This window comes from uncultured Adlercreutzia sp., assembly GCF_958431955.1.
Classification (GTDB): domain Bacteria; phylum Actinomycetota; class Coriobacteriia; order Coriobacteriales; family Eggerthellaceae; genus Adlercreutzia.
The window spans coordinates 19,030-38,016 of sequence record NZ_CAUASN010000020.1 but is presented as its reverse complement, the minus strand read 5'-3'; the positions used below and the strand labels follow the sequence as shown (position 1 = coordinate 38,016).

The window sequence follows — 18,987 nt, the reverse complement described above, 5'->3', positions numbered from 1 at the left end:
TGCGGCAATTCGCCCTATCCCCAGCAGGCGATGAGCAGGGCGATGGACACGAACACGACGGCCAGCCCCATCACGGCCATGATGTCGCTCAATTTGTTCACAGGCGTCTCCTCTCGCCACTTCCGCTTTCCTACTTCTTAAACGGATGGGCGGCCCCTTTTGTTGCGCGCCGCCCCACGATTCCACGAAAGCGCCACGACCCAGGAGCCCCACCCGGGGCACCCTTTCCATTCGCCAGAAGGCGACTGGTATGAAAACGCGAGCTGCCATCGGCGCAGACTGGCCGGTTTTCCTCCCCGTGCAACAATTTGGGGGGCCTCGTCGTATTACCCTGTAGAAGGGAAGGAGTCGCTTCGTGCACGAGGAATTCGAGAATATCGTCCTGCGCCAGCATCCGATGGTCTATCGGCTCGCGCTCAGCCGGCTGCGCTGCCATGCCGACGCGGAAGATGTCTGCCAGACGGTGTTCCTGCGGCTCTACCGAGCCGCCCCCGTGTTCGACGACTCGGAGCACGAGCGCGCATGGCTCCTGCGCACGACTATAAACTGCTGCAAGGACCTGCACCGCTCGGCATGGCGCCGCCACGTTGTCGTCGGCGAGAGCGGGCGCAAAGCCGCCGAGAGCGCCCTCATCGACGCGTCGATTCAAAGCGCAGGCGAGCGTGTCTGTGCAGAGACCCTCGCGGATTCCGTCGCCGATGCCATGGGAAAGCTCTCCGAGAAGCAGCGCACCGCCATCCATCTCTTCCACTTCGAGCAAATGACCTGCGACGAGATTGCCGACGTCATGGGGGAGCGTCCCTCCACCGTACGTTCTCACCTACGGCGTGGGCGCGCCATCCTCCAACGAGAGCTAGGAGACCTGCTATGAGTTTCAGCGACAGCTTCGGCCCCGCCTATCGCGCCGCCGTCGAGAGCACGCCCGTTCCCGACGACCTGGCCGCCCGCATTATCGGCCATGCCGTCCAAGAAGGCGCCGCGCCGGCCGCAGCGCGGGCCCGCAACCGCTGCGGTACCGTGGGCAGCCGCAACCCCTTGCGTCTCAGAGCAGCTCGGGTCATCGCCTGCGCTGCGGCCGCGCTCGCCCTCGTAGCAGCGCTGCCGGTGGCGTTGTCCCGCGGCGAGTACGAGAATCCCCCTGGAGGAACTCTCCCCCAGGAGGAGGCGCCGGCAGCCGCGCAGACCGACGACAGCGAAGCCGAGAGCAACTCGCCGACACCAGCGCCGCCCGGTCTCGCCCTGAAAGCCTACGCCGCCGATGGCACGGAGCTTTCCGCGCCCGAGCACGGCAAGGAAGAAAACGACCCCTGGGGAGAGCCCATCGTTCTCGGGCAAGCTCCCTTTGCCCTCTTCTACCCAAGCGGGGCCAGCGGATCGGGAGCCGACACCCTGTGGCCCGAGGAGGGCGGCGCCATCACCGCAGCCGTCTTCCTCCCCGAGACGTTCACCCTGGAAGGCGCGAACATCCAGCGCATCCAGATCTATTCCTCTGGATGCGAACTGTATCTGCAGAGCATCGACAGGGACGTGAAGGGAATGCTGAAGGTGGGGCTCGAGGGACTCGACCCACGGCGGCGGGGGTCGCAGGTTGGCTACGAGGACTGCGACGCCCTCTCTTTCTACGATCGGATGGAAAAGGACGACGCCGGCCGCGCCCATACCCACGAGGACGTGTTCCGCATGAAGCGCATGGGCTCGGTCATCGACCTCTCCAAGGAGGACGATGGCCGCGTAGGCACGCGCGACATCCAATTCGGGCTACTCGCCCTGGCGACCTCTCCCGACGCCAAAACCATCGGGCAAATGTCAGACAATCACTTCGCCGACACCCTGCCGCAGCCCGAAAACCCCTTCGACGGCACCATCCTCACCATCACCGCCACCTTCGATGACGGCAGCTGCGAGACCCAAGTCATCGAGTTGCACCGCGAGTCGGTTGTCGCGAACGACGAGGGAACGGAGCCGGCCATGCCGCTGCGACGCTACAGCGACGAGCTTTTCAAGAAGGATCCCACACCCTTCCTGGGAAAAAGGCCACCTCTATTGACGCATTACGCTGACGAGCTTTTTGCGAAGGAGCTCACCGCCGTCGATGTCGCCTACGGCGTGCTGCTGAGCAAGACAGCCGAGCCCTTCCCCTACGCCGACGAGCCCGCCAACCAATACGCCGACACGGTTATGCCCCCCATGCCCGCCTTCTCGCAGCCTTACTCCATCGATTAGGCCGCAGCGGCCAGCCGCATCCGTCCAGGCCAGCCCTACTCGCCGTAGGGGATGACGTTCGTGAAGGGGTAGGTGCCGTCCGTGGCGATGACGAGGTAGTTGTCGGCACCGCCGAACTCCTCGTCGGAGGCGTCGATGACATACACGTTGGCGAAATGGCCGCGCAAGCGCTCCACCTGGGAGAACAGCTGGTACATGGCATCGCCGGTGAACTCAACCACGCAGTTGGCCATCAGCAGGCCGCCCGGAGCGAGGCACGCCCGCGCCATGGCGATGCCCTCGTCGCTCGCGAAGAAGGGCGCCGCATCGCGCCCCACGAAAGCGTCGTTGATGATGACGTCGTAGCGGTCGGAAGCTCCGGCCTCGGCCCCCTCAGGCGCGCGTCTTCCCGACTCCCCCTCCCCGTCCGCAAGCTCGGCACTTCTGGCCGATGCGGCCGCCCGGCGCAGAAAATCCTCGCCGTCCTCTACGAAGATGCGCAGATCGTCGGGGCGCCCCTCGGCGGCCAGCTGTTCTTCGAGCCGATCCAGGAAGAAGTGCTCGCGGGCGATCCGCACCATAGCGGGGTCTATCTCCACGACATCGAGCTTGGCGCCCGGATGATCGGCCAGCAGCTGCTTGGGGTAGGCGAACCCGGCACCGCCGATCATGAGCACGCGCTCCACCGCCAGCGGGCAGGTCGCCGAGGGCAGCTCGGCCTCGAACAGGTGGTCGAAGGCCCGCAGGTACGCGAAAGGGCAGCGCGCCCACCGCTCGTCGGTGTAGGTGGCCGACTGCAGCACGCCGTCCACGTTCAGCACGCGCACGAGCGAGCCATCCGCCGCCGGCATGGCGTACACCGCCGCCTCGCCGAACCGCGTGGGAAACGTCAGGCGGCCCGTGCGGCCACGCATCCTATCCAGCCAATCCGCCAGCACGCAGCTCCTTCCGCTTTCGAAACACCGCCTTATTATACCTGCGGGCGATCTTTCGGGGACACCGCATGGCACTGCACGGACGAGAGAAGAGTTGCCTACGACAAGCCGCCGACAGCGAATTCGCCGATCTCGGTCTTGCCGTCGCTCTCGTACACGGGAACATATGTCGACACCTGCATCTGCGCCTCGTAGCAAGCGTCATCGATAACGGCCCCGAGGTCGACTTCGGGGATGCCCGTCGCCTTGGCCAGATCGGCCACACCTTGCTGGCGCATCGCCTCGATCCCACTTGCCTCTGGATCGGAAATGCCTCCACGCACCGCCGCATCCAAGTACGTCGACGCCTGATCGGGGGTCACTTCCATCCCAGCGGGCAGGAGGCGAGTGAGCTGCTCGGCAAGAGCCCGGTTGCTCTCCTCTTCTCGAGTTTCCATAAGCTGGGTGGCCTCCTCCGGGTCTTCCACAACCCCAGCGCCTTCAGCCTCCAGCAACTCGCTGTAGTAGGCATACCCAGTGCGCCCGTTGGTGGCCTGCACGGCTACCAAATCGACTTTGGCTCCTGGCTGCTCAGCCTGCTCCCCCGTCCCGTACACCAAACCATCGTCGTTGGTGCGCGGCGAAATGGAGTTCAGATCGAGCTCTGGCTCATGAACGCTCACCGACGTGGCATCGCCTTCACCGGGCGCCCCCGCTTGCGGCCCCGCACATCCCACAAGGCCGGTGCACCCTATTGCGAGGCACACTGCCAGCGTCATCGCTCCTCGCGCGCCCACAGTCAGGCTTTTCGTCATGGTGTCCCCTTTCCCGCTAGCACAGCAAAATAAACCACTTCGACACGCACGCAGACTACGGTTTTGAAGTCAATGCCGAGCAGCCTTCCGTTGATTTACATCGTTCCCAGAATGGTCTTTCCGTCCTGGGCGTACAGCGTTACACCGTCGAGCGTGTGGTTATAGGCCCCCATTGCACCAGCTTCGGGGGAAGGGGGATCCTCCCCGAAAAAGTCGTCAAGAGCGATGTAGCCCTCGACGCCCTCGGCGTTCTGCGCCCGAATGAGGTCGGGGTAGAAGGCCTTCATCTCCTCCGTCGTCCCGCTGAAGCCCTCCGGGATATTGGCGTCGAGGGCGCTGCCGTAGGTCTGGCCCGCCTCGTTGACGGGGAAATCGACCCCGTTGATGTCGCGGTGCTGCACCTGCTCCTGGGCGCAGCCGCCAAGCGCCGCGCTGACCGCGAGCGCGGCCAGGACCATGCCGAAAACGGTCTTCCACTTCCTCATGAGAGCTCACCCCTTACGTCGGCCTTGGGCGGCCGTCGCCGCCCCTTTGAAATTTTCCCTTCGATGAGCCATACACCCGAGCACGCGAAATTCTTACAAACCTGATAAACTTTTTTATAAGTTCTTCGCCTCAACCCTGCTGCTGGCAACAGCGGTCTTGAGATGCTTTGCGCCAAGGCCAGCCCGCCTATGCGGGCCGGCCTATCTATAGATCATCCCTATTCGGCCGCACCATCGAATGTAATCTTGAAAACATCAATCTGAGTTACTCCATCCGCCAAATAAACGGGAATAAATTCAGGGTCTTTCCCAGTAATGGCGGCCGCTTTTTCGGGATCAGCAGGAAGTTCCTCTCCGTCAAAATCAGATGCGTAGACGTATCCTTCCTTTCCCGCCTCTCCTTCAACAAGAATGAGATCTGGAGCCTCCGCTCCATAGGCGTCCCTCATATAAAGGCTGCCGAATGTTTGCCCAGCATCGTTGACCTCATAAGCGGCAAGCGGAGCAAGGGGGGCGATCGAAGCGGATCGCGCATACGGTGTAAAGCCCGACCCAAAAGACGAGTACGCGGACAACGAGGGCCGCCAGACGAAACCCGTCGCTGCTGCTTGATATTGCTTTGTTGAAGTAGTGCCCGAAGCCATAGAGGACCATGTCGAAGTGCTTTTGTTAGAAACGGATTTATTCTTTGATATGCAACTTCCACCCGCTTTGTATACCCTGAGTTCCACCGCAAGATAACCACTTGACACAGCCGTCGAAGTACTGATCTTTCCTGTCCCCCAGCCCACTCCAGACATGACACTGCACGTTGTGGTAAGCGCATACTGCTTTCCATCATATGTTTTGTATACAGGCCCCGCAGAGGTTCCCGCAAAGGCGACTCCCGCAAAAGCGAGGCACGCTATAAGCGATATGGCGAGCGCGCTCATCGCCAGCCACCGTCTCCGTAACATCGTCGAAATCGATTGCATCGCCAGCTCCTTTCATTAGATTACATCGTTCCCAGAATGGTCTCTCCGTCCTGGGCGTAAAGCGTCACGCCGTCGAGCGTACGGGGCACAGCGGCTTCGGGAGAAGGGGGATCCTCCCCGAAAAAGTCGTCGAGGGTGATGTAGCCCTCGACGCCCTCGGCGTTCTGCGCCCGAATGAGGTCGGGGTAGAAGGCCTTCATCTCCTCCGTCGTCCCGCTGAAGCCCTCCGGGATATTGGCGTCGAGGGCGCTGCCGTAGGTCTGGCCCGCCTCGTTGACGGGGAAATCGACCCCGTTGATGTCGCGGTGCTGCACCTGCTCCTGGGCGCAGCCGCCAAGCGCCGCGCTGACCGCGAGCGCGGCCAGGACCATGCCGAAAACGGTCTTCCACTTCCTCATGAGAGCTCACCCCTTACGTCGGCCTTGGGCGGCCGTCGCCGCCCCTTTGAAGAAAACGGAAAATTTTCCCTTCGATGAGCCATACACTTGGGCGCGCGAAATTCTTACAAATCTGATAAACTTTTTCATAAGTTTTTAGTCTTCCCTTTTAAAGAATCTGCCCATGCCTCTGTCGAGAAAATTTTCTGAGGAGATTTCCAGTGCGCTGTAAGAAATCGCCCACCTCGGGGGTAAGGCTTATATAAGGGCTCGTTGCGCAACATTATCTGCCCTTTGACGTTGGAGGTGATGCTATCGACAATGTCCGTGACATCGAGCGGGCGTTCAACGAATACGGAGATCGGATATCTTGGCTGGCCATGCGATATTTCCAATCGCGCGATGTTGCAGACGACATCGTGCAAGAGACTTTTCTCAGGCTGTGCCGCACCAAAAAGGAATTCGCCAGCGAGACACATCTTGAGAATTGGCTGATCAAAGTGGCATCCAATCTCTGCAAGAATCGCATTCGACGTCTTTCGAACCATCCGACCGTGGAGTTCGACGACAACGCCGTGGCAACCCTCGACCAGAGGGCTTTTACTTTGCACGCCATGGAGGAGTCTGAAGACGAGGCTCGGGATTTTCTGCTCGAGCACTTGGAGGAGATGCCTGACGGGTTGCGGGAGATCGTGAACCTCCGCTACTTCGAGGAACGCGACATAGCCGACATCGCCAAAACCACAGGGCTCAGCGAGGCTAATGCCTACGTGAAGCTCCACCGAGCCCGCAAATTTCTCAGAGAAAAGATACGCAAGGAAGGATCGGCCCATGCTTAAGCGCGACGCCACATACTACGCAGCAGAGTTGGAGCGCTGCAAGTTGAGGCCCGAGAGCGCCCAGAAAATCCTCCGACGACTGCAAGCAGAGCACGAGAAATCTGCCCCGGAGAAAAAGCGAGACTTTCCATCGCAACACACATTACCCTGGCTCAAGGTTGCCGCCTGCCTCCTTGTAGCACTGGGGTGTTCGACCATCGCCACCTCTCTCCCCGAAGCCTTGCTTGCGCCCGCCCAGCGAGCCATCGCCCACGCGCCAGCCCGTCCTAATATTCGCCTTGACGTACGGCCGTCCTACGGATTGGTAGAAACCAGGCATGGGAACGCTGTGGTTCTCCGTGTGGAGCTCGTAGACCCCGAAATCAACGCCCAAGAGACTACTATTACAATTCCAGATGCGGCCGGCATCTCCCTCTATCCCGAAGATGTCGACTGGCTCCTCATTGATTCCAGCGCCGAGCTGACCACATCGGTGCACTTTGGCCACGCCGAGGCAAAGAAGTTCCTGCTTGTGGCCTACACTCCCATAGCCCAAGAGGCCTTCGCTCGGTTCGAGTTAGAAGGAGAAGAGCTCGTAGGCACCTCCGACAAGACCGCTCAAAAAACCATCAATGAACTACGAGATCTTCGTTTTACCGCAACAACTGAAGACAGAGAATATGTCTACTCTATCGACTTCAGCGATTATCCCGACTACCACTCCATAGGACGCCACCTCAACCGATCCAATGGTCTTTCCGCCCCATTCGCCTTGACGAGAGAGGTTCACCCATGAAGCAAGCAACGCTCGAAAACCTGCCCCTCATCAGCCGGCGGTCCTTCGTGGGCCTCGGCATCATCGCCTGCGGCTCCGTGCTCTTTCAGCCGAAACTGGCTCACGGGATCACCTGGGGTGGGAGCAAGAAAACCACTGTCGGTTCAGTGACGTACACCTACTCATCCGGTCTTGATTCCGGATTAAAGCCAACGGCCTATACGAAAATCACCGCAAGCAATTCCGTTTCCGCCGGAACCATGCAAGCTCAGGCGGTCATGACTAACCTGTTCGGTAGCGTCATTGCCTCAAGCCAGTGGGTATCCAACCGCGCGCAGGCCTCCTCCCTCACCGCCCAGCTCACCATCTCTCGGCCGACTGCGGGATACCGATCAAGAGGCAACGTAAACTGTGGAGGAAGAAAAGACTTCTGTGACCAATCACCAGCGGGCTACTCTCTATCTCCCGGTCTTCCCGTGAATAACAGCGGCCAGACTTACGGTACCTACGGAGACGTGGAGGCGGGAGCCATTCCCGACCTCATTGCCATCGTGGCCGACAGCAGCCTTGAGGGTTATGCCCTCTACGAGCAGTTCAGCGCCGTAGACGCACCTGATTCCATTCCCGTGTACGACGTGGACGGCGCCACGCAGATCGGAATCTTCACCTTCGGCGACAAGTAAGGCCCGCAACCGGCAACACCTTTCCAGCAAAGGGGCCTCGCAGCTTCCGCGAGCTGTGAGGCCCTTCATCGGATAGAGAGCTTTGCCCCCAAGACCTAGCTTCGTCCTACAGGGCGGCAGCCCCGATGCAGCCGGCCATGGCGGCGGTGGCGAGGGCGAACAGGGCGACTCCGGCAACGATGGCAATCATGGTAGATCTCCTTTCCGTGCGGAACATTTTCGATGAGACCACTATGACAGCCCCACCTTACCGCCCCGTTGCGCGTCCCTTACAATAATGTCGCTTTGCGCCAAGCTGCCGAAAAGGGGCGCAAGAGCCAACAAATATTCCGAGTGAGGAATACTTTTCTTGCGGATTAGCGGGGAGAGAAAATATACCGAATGAGGAATACTTTTACGGCGCGGCTATTCCCCGACCTTCGCGAGGAACTCGTCGGCGGTGAGGTCTTCCCAGCTTGCGATGAGGAAGTCGGCGCGGGCGAGCAGGGCCTCACGGGTACCGGAGATATCGTTGTCGTAGATGGCGCCGGTGCGATAGCCCGCGGACCGCAGGGTGTCCAGGGCATAGGCGGCGTCCTCGAAGCCCCAGGTGTGGGCGCGGTCGGTGCCGAGGAAGCTGCGCGCGTGGTCGTAAACGGCCGGCTCGCGCTTGCTGGTGCGCAGGTCGTCCACCGACACGACCGCCTTCATGTAGGGGGCGAATCCGCAGCGCTCAACGCAGATGGCCAGCATATCGGCCGGCGTAGAGGAGGCCACGGCCATGGGCACGCCGCGCTCGGCAAGGCCCCGCACGAAGGCGAGCGCCCCGGGCCGGGCTTCCACCTCGTTGGCGTAGAAAGCGCGCATGCGCTCGAAGATCATGGCGAGCACGTCCTCGCTGCTGGCCCCCAGGCCGCACCGCTCGTGCAGGTAGGCGCTCGCCTCGGGCAGCGACATGGTGGTGATGGCGTCGGCGTCTTCCTTAGTCAGCGTAATGCCCGCCTCGGCCGCCAGCGTGCGGTCCACGTCGTGCCACGCGCCCATGGAATCCACGAGTGTCCCGTCGCAGTCGAAGATAACGCCTATGTTCTCGGCCACAGCCTGCTCCTTCCGACAAAATGGGCGGGGTAAACCCCGCCCCTAGGATTTGCGATCGTCTCTCGCCTGCGTTCCTACCCGCGTTCCTACTCTTCCACGCGGATGACCGAAGGGGTGTCCAGCACCACGTTGTCCAGCGCCAAGGCCTCTTCCAGCGCCTCGCGGATGTCGCGCTCGCGGCAGCGATGGGTGACCACCACCTGGTCCACGCGCTCGGCGCCCGAGCGGCCGCGCTGCACGATGGACTTCACCGAGATGTTGTGGCGCGCGAACACACCCGCCATGGTTTCCAGAACGCCGGGGCGGTCGCTCACCGAGAAGCGCAGGTAGTAGCGCATGACCAGCTCGTCCATGGGTAGGATGGGCAGCTCGTCGGTGCAGGTGCAGCCCACGATGGGGGCCACGCCCTGCTGAACGTGGCGCGCCACTTCCAGCACGTCGCCCATCACCGCGCTGGCCGCCGCTCCGGCACCGGCACCTTCGCCGAAGAACATGGTCTCGCCCACGAAGTCGCCCACCACGTAGATGGCGTTGAACACGCCGTTCACCGTGGCCAGCTGGTGGCTCTCGGGGATCATGGTGGGATGCACGCGCACGTCCACGCCGCCCTCGCGACGGTGCGCGATGGCCAGAAGCTTGATGACGTAGCCCATATCGCGGGCGGCATCGATGTCCACCGGGCTGATGTTCGTGATGCCGTCGGTGAACACGTCGTCCAAGGTCACGCGCGAGTTGAAGGCGATGGAGGCCAGAATGGCGATCTTGGCGGCCGCGTCGAAACCGCCCACATCGGCCGTGGGGTCGGCCTCGGCGAAGCCCTTGGCCTGGGCCTCGGCCAGCGCGTCCTCGTAGGACAGGCCGTTGTCGGCCATGCGCGTGAGCATGTAGTTGGTGGTGCCGTTCACGATGCCCATGACCGAGGTGATCTCGTTGGCGATGAGCGAGTGCTTCAGCGGGTCGATGATGGGAATGCCGCCGCCCACGCTGGCCTCGAAGGCCAGTTCCTTGCCAGCTGCCTCGGCCGCTTCCATGACTTCCTTGCCATGGGTGGCCATGAGCGCCTTGTTGGCCGTGACGACGGCCTTGCCCGCAGCCAGCGCACCCAGCACCACCTCGCGCGCCACGGTAGTGCCGCCGATAAGCTCCACCACGATGTCAATTTCCGGGTTGCTCAGAATGTCGTGGAAGTCGTAGGTGAAGATGTCGGCCACCCCGCGGGCCTCGGCCTGGGCGATATCCCGTGAGCACACCTGGGCCAGCTCGATTTCAACGCCATAATGGCGGGCGAAAGCCTCTTTGTGCTTCTGGATAATGTCGATGCAGCCGCCACCCACGGTGCCGGTGCCCACCAAGCCGATCTTCACTGCCATGTTGCGTCCTCTCCCGAGCGCGAAAGTTCTCTCTGATCGGACGATTATAAGGGCGCACGGGGCAAAAGCCGCGACGGCTCAGGGGAGAGGGCCGTAATTCACGGCCGTCTGAGGCTTCGCGATGCTACGCGAAGATCTCCTTTTCCACGACGAGCTCGTTTTTGATGTGGCCGACGAGCTTCTGCAAGGCGTCGATGCAGTTCGGGCGCGGCAACGGGCAGTTCACTCGAAGAGGTAGACATCCTCGCGCCCATCGGCGAGGGCCCGCAACTCGTCCGTAAACCCGCCAATGCTGAAAACGGCAAAGGTCGGCGCGCTCCTATAGGGACCGAAAACCGGGTCATCTAAAGCTCTTTGCGCCTGTTTCTCAAGATGCTCCAACACGCCAACTCCCACCGGCTTCGTCCAGAACTTGCACTCGCCAAACAAGACTCGCCCTTCTTCCGTGCTGAGGGCCACCGCGTCAAGTTCCACATCGCGGGCGCCCCACCATGCACCCACACGATTCGGCATGAACGGAATCACCCCCTGCGCGCCCAGGTCCCAGAGGCGGTCGCGGCACACGTCCTCGTACACGTAGGCGACTTGCCCGTCGATGAAGTTTCTTCTTATCGCCTTGAGCGCTTCCTCTCCGCGACCAGTCTCCAAAAGGCCCATCTGGGGAAAGACGAACCGGAACCAGAAGCGCAGGTAGTTGTCCTTAATACGGTACAGCCCTTTCTTGCTCTTCTGGGGATTCAACTCAGTCACCGGCACCACGCGCTCAAGCACATCAAGCTGCTCGAGCACTTTCAAGTACTTCGATAGGCCCGTCTGCTTCACGTTCAGCGCTGCGGCAATGTCACCGCTTTTGCGGTTTCCCATAGCTACCGCCCGCAAAATGGAGAAATATGTGCCTACCTCGCTCACTTCCTTGGACAGAAGGAAATTGGGCTCGTCGTACAAGTAGCTGTTGGAGTTCAGCACGCTCTTCGCGATGCCCCGGTAAATATCCTGGGCGCTCCTAAAGCTCTCGATATACTTGGGCACGCCTCCCGTAACGCTATAGCGCTCGACAAGATCGCGATACGCAGCCCCCTCGGGAAAGAAGTCGCCGTAAAACCGGAAGGGTATCTGCTTCATGCGAATTTGGGCCGTGCGTCGCCCGTAAAGCGGGCTGCTGTAGGACAGCACTTGGCTCTCCATGAGAGAGATGAGCGAGCCGCAGAGAATGATCATCACATTGCGTTTGCCGAGCATCGTATCCCAAATACGCTGGAATACCGAGGGAAACGCGCGGTTCGCCTTGCCGAGATACTGGAACTCGTCCAGGGCGATGATGAGCCTCTCGTCGGTTTTCGTAAGCCGGTCGAACAGGATATCCCAATTGTCAACGGGCGCCTGGGCGAGCAGATCATCGTCGAGGAACGCCGCCACTTGCCGCTGAAAAGCGGCGCGATTCTGTTCTTCCGATTCCTCTGTTGCCAGAAAATAGAGGCCGCGCTTATCTCGCATAAACTCAGCGATAAGAGCCGTCTTGCCCACGCGGCGACGACCGTAGATGACCACCATAGCCGCCTGCCGGCTGGCAAACTGCTCTTCCAATGTGGCCATATCCTCAACACGGTCGACAAATGTTTCCATGGCGAAAAGCCCCCTCCGCTGCACGGTCTTAGAGATGGAGAGATATTATACTACAAAGTATTATACTCAAAAGTATAATACTTAGATCTATAGAGGAAACCGCCTATCAGGGCGGGGAGAAGGCCCGTTCGCCAAGCTTCTCCTCCGCTCTGCCAAAGACTTCTACGCGAAGATCTCCTTCTCCACGACGAGCTCGTTTTTGATGTGGCCGACGAGCTTCTGCAGGGCGTCGATGCAGTTGGGGCGGATGTCGGCGCCGATGAGCACGTACATGAGCGAATCGCCCACCTCGCAGCGGCCCTCGTTCAGCCACGTGCGCACATAGTAGACGCCGGGCCAGGTGAGCGCCTCGGCCTCAGCAGCAGCCAGGCCCTCGGCGTCGTAGGAGAATTCCACGGCCACCACCTCGCCGAGTCCTTCCACGCCCTCGCGCACCTGGGCCTTCGGCGTAATGCGCACCACGCCGTTATGGGTGAGGAACATGCCACACTGGGCCGCGGCCGGATCGGCCTTGGCCTCACGCAGCCACTGGTCCACGGAAGGTTCGATCTTCGCCATGTTGGTTCCTTTCATCGGGCGCCACCGCAGCAGCAATTATCCACTGACGAGAACATACCATAGAACCGTCGCTTCACGACCCAGCCCTCGCTCTTGCACACCCTATCAACAGCTCCTTAAATTCCAAAGCTCTTCAGCAGCACCTCTTATTAACACCGAAGAACAACAACGGGGCGCCCCTCCCGCACCTCTTGGAAAAACACCTGGTCAGATCTGTGAGCTTCGCCACTTCCTTATTGCCTTCTTATTATCATTCAATTAACAAGGGGGCATGGGGCACATTGCTGGAACACGCCTGCCTCTCGAGCGAAGATGCGTGAACGGAGCGAGATGCTGGGTGGTTTCGTGTCTCGCCTTCCAGTGAAGCCGCTCAATTACCGGTTGGGCGATTTAACGAGTCGGACATACGCAGGCAGCCGGCAGGCTGGTAAGATACGGCCATTCACGAGAGAAACATGGGTGCAGACATGCCCCCCCCCGCCGAGATGCCTGCGAGCGCTCGGCGAAAGACATACCTGATGCCCGAGAAGAAAGGAAGCGGAAATGGCCCTGCCTGCCTCCGACCTCACTAAGAAACCCGACATGCGCACCACCATGGAGCTGGGCGCCGTGCTGCCCGAGACCGCCGAGGTGCGCGACGACCACCTGTTCATCGGCGGCGTCGACATGGTTCAGCTCGCCTGCGACGAGGGCACCGCGCTCTACGTGTTCGACGAGGCCGACCTGCGCCACCGCATGGAGGCCTACCGCGAGGCCTTCCGCAGCCGCTACGAGAACTCGGACATCATCTACGCGTCGAAGGCGTTCCTCAACAAGGAAGTGGTGCGCATCGCCGAGGCCGAGGGGCTGTGCCTGGATGTGTCCGGCGGCGGCGAGCTGGCCTGCGCCCAGGCCGTGGGCTTCCCCATGGAGCGCGTGTTCGTGCACGGCAACAACAAGACGCCGCGCGAGCTGGAGGAGGCCATCGGCGCCGGCGTGGGCTGCATCGTGCTGGATTCCCGCATCGAGCTGGCCCGCGTGAACGAGATCGCCGGACGCCTCGGCGTGGTGCAGGACGTGTACATGCGCATCACCCCCGGCGTGGAGGCCGACACCCACGAGTACATCCGCACCGGCTGCGAGGATTCCAAGTTCGGCTTCACCATGCGCGAGGACTTCGCCTTCAACTGCGTGGGCGACGTGCTGGCCGCCGAGAACGTGCGCCTGGCCGGCCTGCACTGCCACATCGGCTCGCAGATCTTCGCGCTGCACTCCTTCCGCGAAGCGGCGGCGGTCATGGTGGAGTTCATGGCGCGCATCCGCGAGCGCTACGACTACGTGATCGAGGAGCTGGATCTGGGCGGCGGCCTGGGCATCGCGTACCTGGCCGACGACGCCCCCTCTTCCATCGACGACTTCGCCGAGGTCACCTGCTCGGCAGTGCGCGACCTGTGCGAGCGCCACGGGCTGCCCCTGCCGCGCCTTTTGGTGGAGCCGGGCCGCAGCCTGGTGGCCAACGCCGGCGTGACGCTGTACACCGTGGGCATTTTGAAGACGCTGCCGGGCATCCGCAAGTACGTGGCCGTGGACGGCGGCATGTCCGACAACATCCGCACAGCGCTCTACCACGCCGACTACGAGCCCACCATCGCCAACAAGGCGGCCCAGCCGCGCGAGGAGATCGTCACGCTGTGCGGCAAGCACTGCGAGAGCGGCGACGCCGTGGTGGTGGACATGCCCCTGCAGAAGGCCGAGCTGGGCGATATCGTGTGCGTGTTCGGCACCGGCGCCTACAACATGACCATGGCCAGCAACTACAACGGCCAGCCGCGCCCGGCCGTGGTGTTCGTGCGCGACGGCGAGGCGCGCGTGGTCACCCGCCGCGAGACCTACGAGGATCTCTACCAGCGCGACCTGTAGGACAGCGGGGGCTGCAGGCAGGGAAGACACCCGAGCCGCAGTACGACGCTGCGGAAAAGCGGCCGCAGCAGCATCGGCCGCAAGTTTCGCGAAAATGCACGACTGAGGGATGCAGGATCCGCGCATTTGCGCGGATCCTGCTGTTTTCGCCCGCATCTTCTATGCATTTGCGCGGATCTTGCGAGAGAGGGAGAGAGGATGGGGAGATCCGAAGGCGGGAGCACGGGATCCGAAGGCGGGGGGGGGCGACAGTAAGTTCTTGTCGGTTCCGTAGCAGGGGGTTCGCAGATTAGTAATGGGCGCGACCTTCGCCCACCTCCTCCATTTCCCAGTCGTTAGAGTGGGAGTTCGATACGACTATCGCGCCCCGAAGCGCGCTCTCATGCCGAGGCCGACCCCTCCCACCGGCCCGGCTCTTACTGGCGACAAGGATCGAGGACTACTTCATGAACGCCATTTTCAAGCGATGCAGCGTGCGCCAATTCACCGACGAGCCTGTGAGCATCGACGACATCGAGCGGCTCATGCGCGCCGCCATGGCCGCCCCGTCGGCCGGCAACCAGCAACCCTGGGAGTTCTTCATCGCCCGCGACGAGACCACCCGCATGGCCCTGGCCGCCACGAGCCCCTACGCCGCGCCGGCGAAGCTGGCGCCGTGCGTCATTGCCGTGTGCACCCGCACCGAAGGCCTGCGCTTCCCGCGCTGCACCCCGCTCGACATGAGCGCCGCCGTGGAGAACATCCTGCTGGAGGCCGCGAACATCGGGCTTGGCGCCGTCTGGCTCGGCATTGCGCCCGAGGCCGACCGCATCGCGGCGGTGGACGTGGCCCTCGGCAGCCCCAAGGGCGTGGAACCGTTCGCGCTCGTGGCGGTGGGGCATGCCCTGAATCATCCCGAGCCGAAGGGGTCTACCCGCTACGACGAGACACGCGTCCACTGGATTTAAGGCACGCGGCTCCCCTTGGCTTTGCGCTGGGCGTCGCGGTGGGCGTGGTTGCGCTCGGCAGTCACGTCGCTGAAGGCACGGGTGAGCCCCCGCAAGGCGTTCAGCATGGTCGCGCGGTCCTCGGCCGGCGCGCGCATCACGCCGTCGCGCAGAATAGCCCATTCGCGACCGCCCTCGAATATCTGCGCCGCATCGGTAATGCCCGCAGCCCGCACCGCGTCGAACAGCGCGTCCACCATGCGCTCGCGGTCGGCCCCGTCCATGGAGGCGAGCCAGCGTTTCAGGGCCTCGGCCCGGCGCTGGGTGCGCTCCGGCAGCTCCGGTAACGTGACGAAGGTCGCTGCGCCCTCGCCCGACGCCACTTCCCAGCGGTACACCGAGTGCTGCTCGAAGCCCCGGCCGGTGGCGCTCACCACCTGGGTGGGCATGCCCGATTCCATGAGGATGCCCACCATGGAGTCCTCCGGCACCTGCTTGGTCATGCGGCCGGCCAGAGGCGCGTAGTCGTCCTCCGAGAACGTGCCGACCATGAAGCCCGGGCCGTCGTGGCTGTACAGATGCGCGATGCGGGCCTGCACCGGCGGCGCCGCGGTGAGCGCCGCATACTCCGCCAGGTTGCCGCCCTTGGAGTGGCCGCCCAGAATGAGGGCTTCGGGCAGACGCGGGTCGGCCGCCACCGCCGCCAGATAGCGGGCAGCCATGTCCTGGGCCGGCACAGGCACCATGTAGGCCATGTTGAAGTCCTCCCGCCAGCCGGTGAGCGTGGTGTCGGTGCCCCGGAACCCCACGTAGGCGAACTGATCCGGGCACACGAAGGTGGTGGCGGCGAATTGCAGCCCCAGCTCCTCGTCGAAGGCGGCGGCGTGATCGTAGATGAGCAGATCGCGGAAGCGCGGGCTCGCCGCCATGAGGAAGAGCTGCTGCTTCATCTGGGCCGCATGCATGCCGGAGAACATCGTGGGGAACAGCTCCGCCCGCAGCAGATCGGCGAAGCGCACCGAGCTCGCGGGGGCATCGGCCATCTGCAGGGCCTCGAGCCGGTCGTGCGCGGCGGCCGACGATGCTGCGGCGGAGCCACGGCCGTCCGGCCCTCGGGTCGGCGCAACCTCGTCTGCTGTCCCTTCCGGTGCCTCCCCTTCCGCAAGCGTCTTCCCCAGCGTCGCCGTCCGAGCATCCCTGCCGTCGGACTCGCCGGGGCCGTCCTCGCGCCCATCGCCGGTGTTCTTGCGCCTGCGGCCCCGCCTCAGACCACTCTCGCGCACGCGCCGCCACTCCGCCCGCAGCGCCGCGAGTCCCCGGAAACGCCGCGCGCCCGTGCCGGTGCCTCCGGCCTCGCCCGCAGCTTCTTCCCCGCGTCCCAGCACCCGCGGCATCACACCCTCGCCGCGGGCCATGCAGAACTGGGCGAGCAGCGCCGAGTCCACGGCGTTGAGGGGCTCCTCGCTAAACGGGGCCAGCTGCTCTTCTAAATATGTGAGTACATCGTTCATGATTTCATTATGCCGCACTGCACGCGCGCCCGCACACTCCCCTCTCCCCCAGACACAAAGCCGTTGCCAATCCTCCCGCCGCTTACCATGACCACACTGGTCGCCTTCCGCTACAATGGCTGCTGCAATTTCGTTCAAGCGCGTCGCCGGCGAAGTCCTGCGGCTCGGCTGCAACCCAGCCCCCTAGGCCGCCCGCGCCCCGACGCCCGAGCACCAGGAGCAATCATGGCCACCGACCCCGCTTCCATTCCTGCCCCGGCCCGCGATGCGGTCGCACCCGCCCGCGACGCCAACCCCGCCGGCGGCGACATCCCCGCCGGCATCGGCAGCGCTGCCGCGCCCCGCGAGCACTTCGCGAGCCGCCTCGGATTCATCCTCTTCTCGGCCGTCTGCGCCATCGGCCTCGGCATCGTGTGGCGCTTCCCCTACATTGCCGGCGAGTACGGCGGCGCGGCGTTCATCCTCATGTACCTGGTGTTCCTCGTCATCCTGGGCCTGCCCGTGATGGTAATGGAGTTCGCCGTGGGCCGCGCCTCCCAGCGCTCCGGCGCGCTCGCCTTCGACATCCTGCAGCCGTCGCGCCGCTGGCACTGGTTCAGCTGGTGGGGGTATGTGGGCTGCATGCTGCTCATGATGTTCTACACCACCGTATGCGGCTGGATGCTCGCCTACACCGCCAAGATGGGCACCGGTACCTTCGCGGGGCTCGATCCCGAGGGCGTCGCCGGCGTGTTCGGCACCATGCTGGCCAACCCCTCCGAGATGGTCGGCTGGATGCTCGCCGTCATCGTCATCGGGTTTTTCGTGTGCAGCTTCGGCCTGCAGAAGGGCGTGGAGCGCATCACCAAGATCATGATGATCTGCCTGCTCGGCGTCATGGGGCTGCTCGTGGTGCGCTCGGTCACCCTGCCCGGCGCCGCCGAGGGCCTCGCGTTCTACCTCGTGCCCGACTTCGGGAAGATGTTCGCCGGCGGCGCGGCCGGCTTCGGCGAGGCCGTGTATGCCGCCATGGGCCAAGCGTTCTTCACGCTGTCGCTCGGCATCTCGGCCATGGAGGTGTTCGGCAGCCGCATCGGCAAGCAGAACTCGCTCACCGGCGAGGCCCTGCGCATCTGTGGGCTCGACACGCTGGTAGCCATCTTGGCGGGCCTCATCATCTTCCCCGCCTGCTTCGCCTTCGCCGTCGCCCCCGACTCGGGCCCCTCGCTCGTGTTCATCACCCTGCCGAGCGTCTTCGAGCAGATGCCCTTAGGGCAGCTGTGGGGCACGCTGTTCTTCGTGTTCATGAGCTTCGCCGCGCTGTCCACCATCATCGCCGTGTTCGAGAACCTCATCACCTTCACCATGGAGAAGTGGGATCTGTCGCGCCGCGACGCCATCAAGCGCACGGCTATCCTGGTCACGGTGCTGAGCCTGCCCTGCGCGCTCGGCTTCAACGTGCTGGCCGGCGTGACGGTGCCGGGCATCGGCGACATCCAGTCCATCGAGGACTTCATCGTGTCGAACAACCTGCTGCCCCTGGGAAGCCTTCTGTACGTGGTGTTCTGCGTGAGCCGCAAGGGCTGGGGCTGGAACAACTTCCTCGCCGAAGCGGACACGGGCGACGGCGTGAAGTTCCCCCGCTGGGCCCGTGGCTGGCTCACCTTCGGCCTGCCGGTGCTCATCATCGTCATCTTCATCATGGGCTACGTGCCGAAGATCATGTTGTGGATGGGGCTGGCGTAACGGGCCTTGCCCCGTGCGGCCGTAACGCTCTGCGCGGCTGCAAGTCATAGCGCCCGCGCAGCGCCGACGCGAGAACCTTCTGCGGTTTCTTCTCGACGGCATCCCGCGCTTCCGCTATACTGCGTAGATGCGCCTAAGCCCGGGTGGTGGAACGGCAGACACGACGGTCTCAAAAACCGTTGCCGAAAGGTGTGCGGGTTCAAATCCCGCCCCGGGCACCATGAAGCAACAGCGGCTCCCCTTGGGGAGCCGCTT

General features: G+C 63.1%; 19 protein-coding genes and 1 tRNA gene. 9 read left to right on the top strand and 11 right to left on the bottom strand.

The annotated features are described in order from the left end of the window. Positions 1-355 precede the first annotated feature (355 nt). On the top strand, positions 356-871 hold the full coding sequence (locus Q5064_RS07500; RefSeq protein ID WP_302963511.1) for an RNA polymerase sigma factor: 516 nt from the start codon (positions 356-358) through the stop codon (positions 869-871). After that, complete coding sequence (locus Q5064_RS07495) at positions 868-2,223, top strand: hypothetical protein (RefSeq protein ID WP_302963510.1); 1,356 nt, start codon at positions 868-870, stop codon at positions 2,221-2,223. Before Q5064_RS07500 ends, Q5064_RS07495 begins: the two co-directional genes overlap by 4 nt. Before the next feature lie 35 nt (positions 2,224-2,258). Here the strand turns inward: Q5064_RS07495 and Q5064_RS07490 are convergent, their stop codons facing one another. The 5 genes from Q5064_RS07490 to Q5064_RS07470 form a co-directional block, all read right to left on the bottom strand. Beyond that, complete coding sequence (locus Q5064_RS07490; RefSeq protein WP_302963508.1) at positions 2,259-3,140, bottom strand: spermidine synthase; 882 nt, start codon at positions 3,138-3,140, stop codon at positions 2,259-2,261. A 95-nt stretch (positions 3,141-3,235) separates the two neighbouring features. After that, positions 3,236-3,931 carry a hypothetical protein gene (locus Q5064_RS07485; RefSeq protein ID WP_302963504.1) on the bottom strand — a complete coding sequence of 232 codons (696 nt, stop codon included), beginning with the start codon at positions 3,929-3,931 and terminating at the stop codon, positions 3,236-3,238. A 95-nt stretch (positions 3,932-4,026) separates the two neighbouring features. Next, the gene (locus Q5064_RS07480; RefSeq protein WP_302963503.1) at positions 4,027-4,416 is read right to left on the bottom strand and encodes a hypothetical protein; all 390 of its coding nucleotides are present in this window, start codon (positions 4,414-4,416) and stop codon (positions 4,027-4,029) included. Between the two features lie 218 nt (positions 4,417-4,634). Further along, positions 4,635-5,216, bottom strand: coding sequence for a hypothetical protein (locus Q5064_RS07475; RefSeq protein WP_302963500.1), 582 nt, complete (start codon positions 5,214-5,216; stop codon positions 4,635-4,637). 194 nt (positions 5,217-5,410) lie between these two features. Next, positions 5,411-5,788 carry a hypothetical protein gene (locus Q5064_RS07470; protein ID WP_302963498.1) on the bottom strand — a complete coding sequence of 126 codons (378 nt, stop codon included), beginning with the start codon at positions 5,786-5,788 and terminating at the stop codon, positions 5,411-5,413. 266 nt (positions 5,789-6,054) lie between these two features. On the opposite strand from Q5064_RS07470, the gene Q5064_RS07465 reads away from it, so the two are divergent. Genes Q5064_RS07465 through Q5064_RS07455 form a run of 3 tightly spaced genes read left to right on the top strand, consistent with a single transcriptional unit; the run spans position 6,055 to position 8,043 of the window. Next, positions 6,055-6,606 carry an RNA polymerase sigma factor gene (locus Q5064_RS07465; RefSeq protein WP_368389101.1) on the top strand — a complete coding sequence of 184 codons (552 nt, stop codon included), beginning with the start codon at positions 6,055-6,057 and terminating at the stop codon, positions 6,604-6,606. Then, positions 6,599-7,381, top strand: coding sequence for a hypothetical protein (locus Q5064_RS07460; RefSeq protein ID WP_302963496.1), 783 nt, complete (start codon positions 6,599-6,601; stop codon positions 7,379-7,381). Before Q5064_RS07465 ends, Q5064_RS07460 begins: the two co-directional genes overlap by 8 nt. Next, positions 7,378-8,043: a hypothetical protein gene (locus tag Q5064_RS07455; protein ID WP_302963493.1), complete on the top strand. Its 666-nt coding sequence runs from the start codon at positions 7,378-7,380 to the stop codon at positions 8,041-8,043. The genes Q5064_RS07460 and Q5064_RS07455 overlap by 4 nt, the downstream gene beginning before the upstream one ends. 106 nt (positions 8,044-8,149) lie before the next feature. On the opposite strand, the gene Q5064_RS07450 is transcribed toward Q5064_RS07455, so the two are convergent. The 5 genes from Q5064_RS07450 to Q5064_RS07430 all read right to left on the bottom strand — a co-directional run bounded on the left by Q5064_RS07450 (position 8,150) and on the right by Q5064_RS07430 (position 12,671). Then, positions 8,150-8,275: a hypothetical protein gene (locus tag Q5064_RS07450; RefSeq protein WP_302963491.1), complete on the bottom strand. Its 126-nt coding sequence runs from the start codon at positions 8,273-8,275 to the stop codon at positions 8,150-8,152. Between the two features lie 173 nt (positions 8,276-8,448). Then, a complete protein-coding gene (locus tag Q5064_RS07445; protein WP_302963489.1) occupies positions 8,449-9,120 on the bottom strand; it encodes an HAD family phosphatase in 672 nt (223 codons plus the stop codon). 86 nt (positions 9,121-9,206) lie between these two features. Next, a complete protein-coding gene (locus tag Q5064_RS07440; protein ID WP_302963486.1) occupies positions 9,207-10,490 on the bottom strand; it encodes a homoserine dehydrogenase in 1,284 nt (427 codons plus the stop codon). 222 nt (positions 10,491-10,712) lie between these two features. Next, positions 10,713-12,113, bottom strand: a complete 1,401-nt coding sequence (locus tag Q5064_RS07435) for an ATP-binding protein (RefSeq protein WP_302963484.1) — start codon at positions 12,111-12,113, stop codon at positions 10,713-10,715. Between the two features lie 162 nt (positions 12,114-12,275). After that, positions 12,276-12,671, bottom strand: coding sequence for a molybdenum cofactor biosynthesis protein MoaE (locus Q5064_RS07430; RefSeq protein ID WP_302963482.1), 396 nt, complete (start codon positions 12,669-12,671; stop codon positions 12,276-12,278). Positions 12,672-13,214: 543 nt separating this feature from the next. Between Q5064_RS07430 and lysA the strand changes: the two genes are divergently transcribed. Further along, positions 13,215-14,570 carry a diaminopimelate decarboxylase gene (gene lysA / locus Q5064_RS07425; protein WP_302963481.1) on the top strand — a complete coding sequence of 452 codons (1,356 nt, stop codon included), beginning with the start codon at positions 13,215-13,217 and terminating at the stop codon, positions 14,568-14,570. 446 nt (positions 14,571-15,016) lie between these two features. Then, complete coding sequence (locus tag Q5064_RS07420; RefSeq protein WP_302963479.1) at positions 15,017-15,517, top strand: nitroreductase family protein; 501 nt, start codon at positions 15,017-15,019, stop codon at positions 15,515-15,517. Here the strand turns inward: Q5064_RS07420 and Q5064_RS07415 are convergent. Further along, positions 15,514-17,007 carry an Mbeg1-like protein gene (locus Q5064_RS07415; RefSeq protein ID WP_302963477.1) on the bottom strand — a complete coding sequence of 498 codons (1,494 nt, stop codon included), beginning with the start codon at positions 17,005-17,007 and terminating at the stop codon, positions 15,514-15,516. The two genes, Q5064_RS07420 and Q5064_RS07415, sit on opposite strands and share 4 nt — an antisense overlap. A gap of 225 nt (positions 17,008-17,232) precedes the next feature. Between Q5064_RS07415 and Q5064_RS07410 the strand changes: the two genes are divergently transcribed. Continuing rightward, on the top strand, positions 17,233-18,732 hold the full coding sequence (locus Q5064_RS07410; protein WP_302963476.1) for a sodium-dependent transporter: 1,500 nt from the start codon (positions 17,233-17,235) through the stop codon (positions 18,730-18,732). Between the two features lie 137 nt (positions 18,733-18,869). Further along, positions 18,870-18,953: transfer RNA gene (locus tag Q5064_RS07405), tRNA-Leu, on the top strand. Positions 18,954-18,987: the final 34 nt, after the last annotated feature.

Coding starts and splice junctions, on each gene's coding strand:
- Q5064_RS07495 (WP_302963510.1), top strand. CDS start 868: ATGAGTTTCAGCGACAGCTTCGGCCCCGCCTATCGCGCCGCCGTCGAG.
- Q5064_RS07485 (WP_302963504.1), bottom strand. CDS start 3,931: ATGACGAAAAGCCTGACTGTGGGCGCGCGAGGAGCGATGACGCTGGCA.
- Q5064_RS07480 (WP_302963503.1), bottom strand. CDS start 4,416: ATGAGGAAGTGGAAGACCGTTTTCGGCATGGTCCTGGCCGCGCTCGCG.
- Q5064_RS07475 (WP_302963500.1), bottom strand. CDS start 5,216: ATGTCTGGAGTGGGCTGGGGGACAGGAAAGATCAGTACTTCGACGGCT.
- Q5064_RS07470 (WP_302963498.1), bottom strand. CDS start 5,788: ATGAGGAAGTGGAAGACCGTTTTCGGCATGGTCCTGGCCGCGCTCGCG.
- Q5064_RS07460 (WP_302963496.1), top strand. CDS start 6,599: ATGCTTAAGCGCGACGCCACATACTACGCAGCAGAGTTGGAGCGCTGC.
- Q5064_RS07455 (WP_302963493.1), top strand. CDS start 7,378: ATGAAGCAAGCAACGCTCGAAAACCTGCCCCTCATCAGCCGGCGGTCC.
- Q5064_RS07440 (WP_302963486.1), bottom strand. CDS start 10,490: ATGGCAGTGAAGATCGGCTTGGTGGGCACCGGCACCGTGGGTGGCGGC.
- Q5064_RS07435 (WP_302963484.1), bottom strand. CDS start 12,113: ATGGAAACATTTGTCGACCGTGTTGAGGATATGGCCACATTGGAAGAG.
- Q5064_RS07430 (WP_302963482.1), bottom strand. CDS start 12,671: ATGGCGAAGATCGAACCTTCCGTGGACCAGTGGCTGCGTGAGGCCAAG.
- lysA (WP_302963481.1), top strand. CDS start 13,215: ATGGCCCTGCCTGCCTCCGACCTCACTAAGAAACCCGACATGCGCACC.
- Q5064_RS07420 (WP_302963479.1), top strand. CDS start 15,017: ATGAACGCCATTTTCAAGCGATGCAGCGTGCGCCAATTCACCGACGAG.
- Q5064_RS07415 (WP_302963477.1), bottom strand. CDS start 17,007: ATGAACGATGTACTCACATATTTAGAAGAGCAGCTGGCCCCGTTTAGC.
- Q5064_RS07410 (WP_302963476.1), top strand. CDS start 17,233: ATGGCCACCGACCCCGCTTCCATTCCTGCCCCGGCCCGCGATGCGGTC.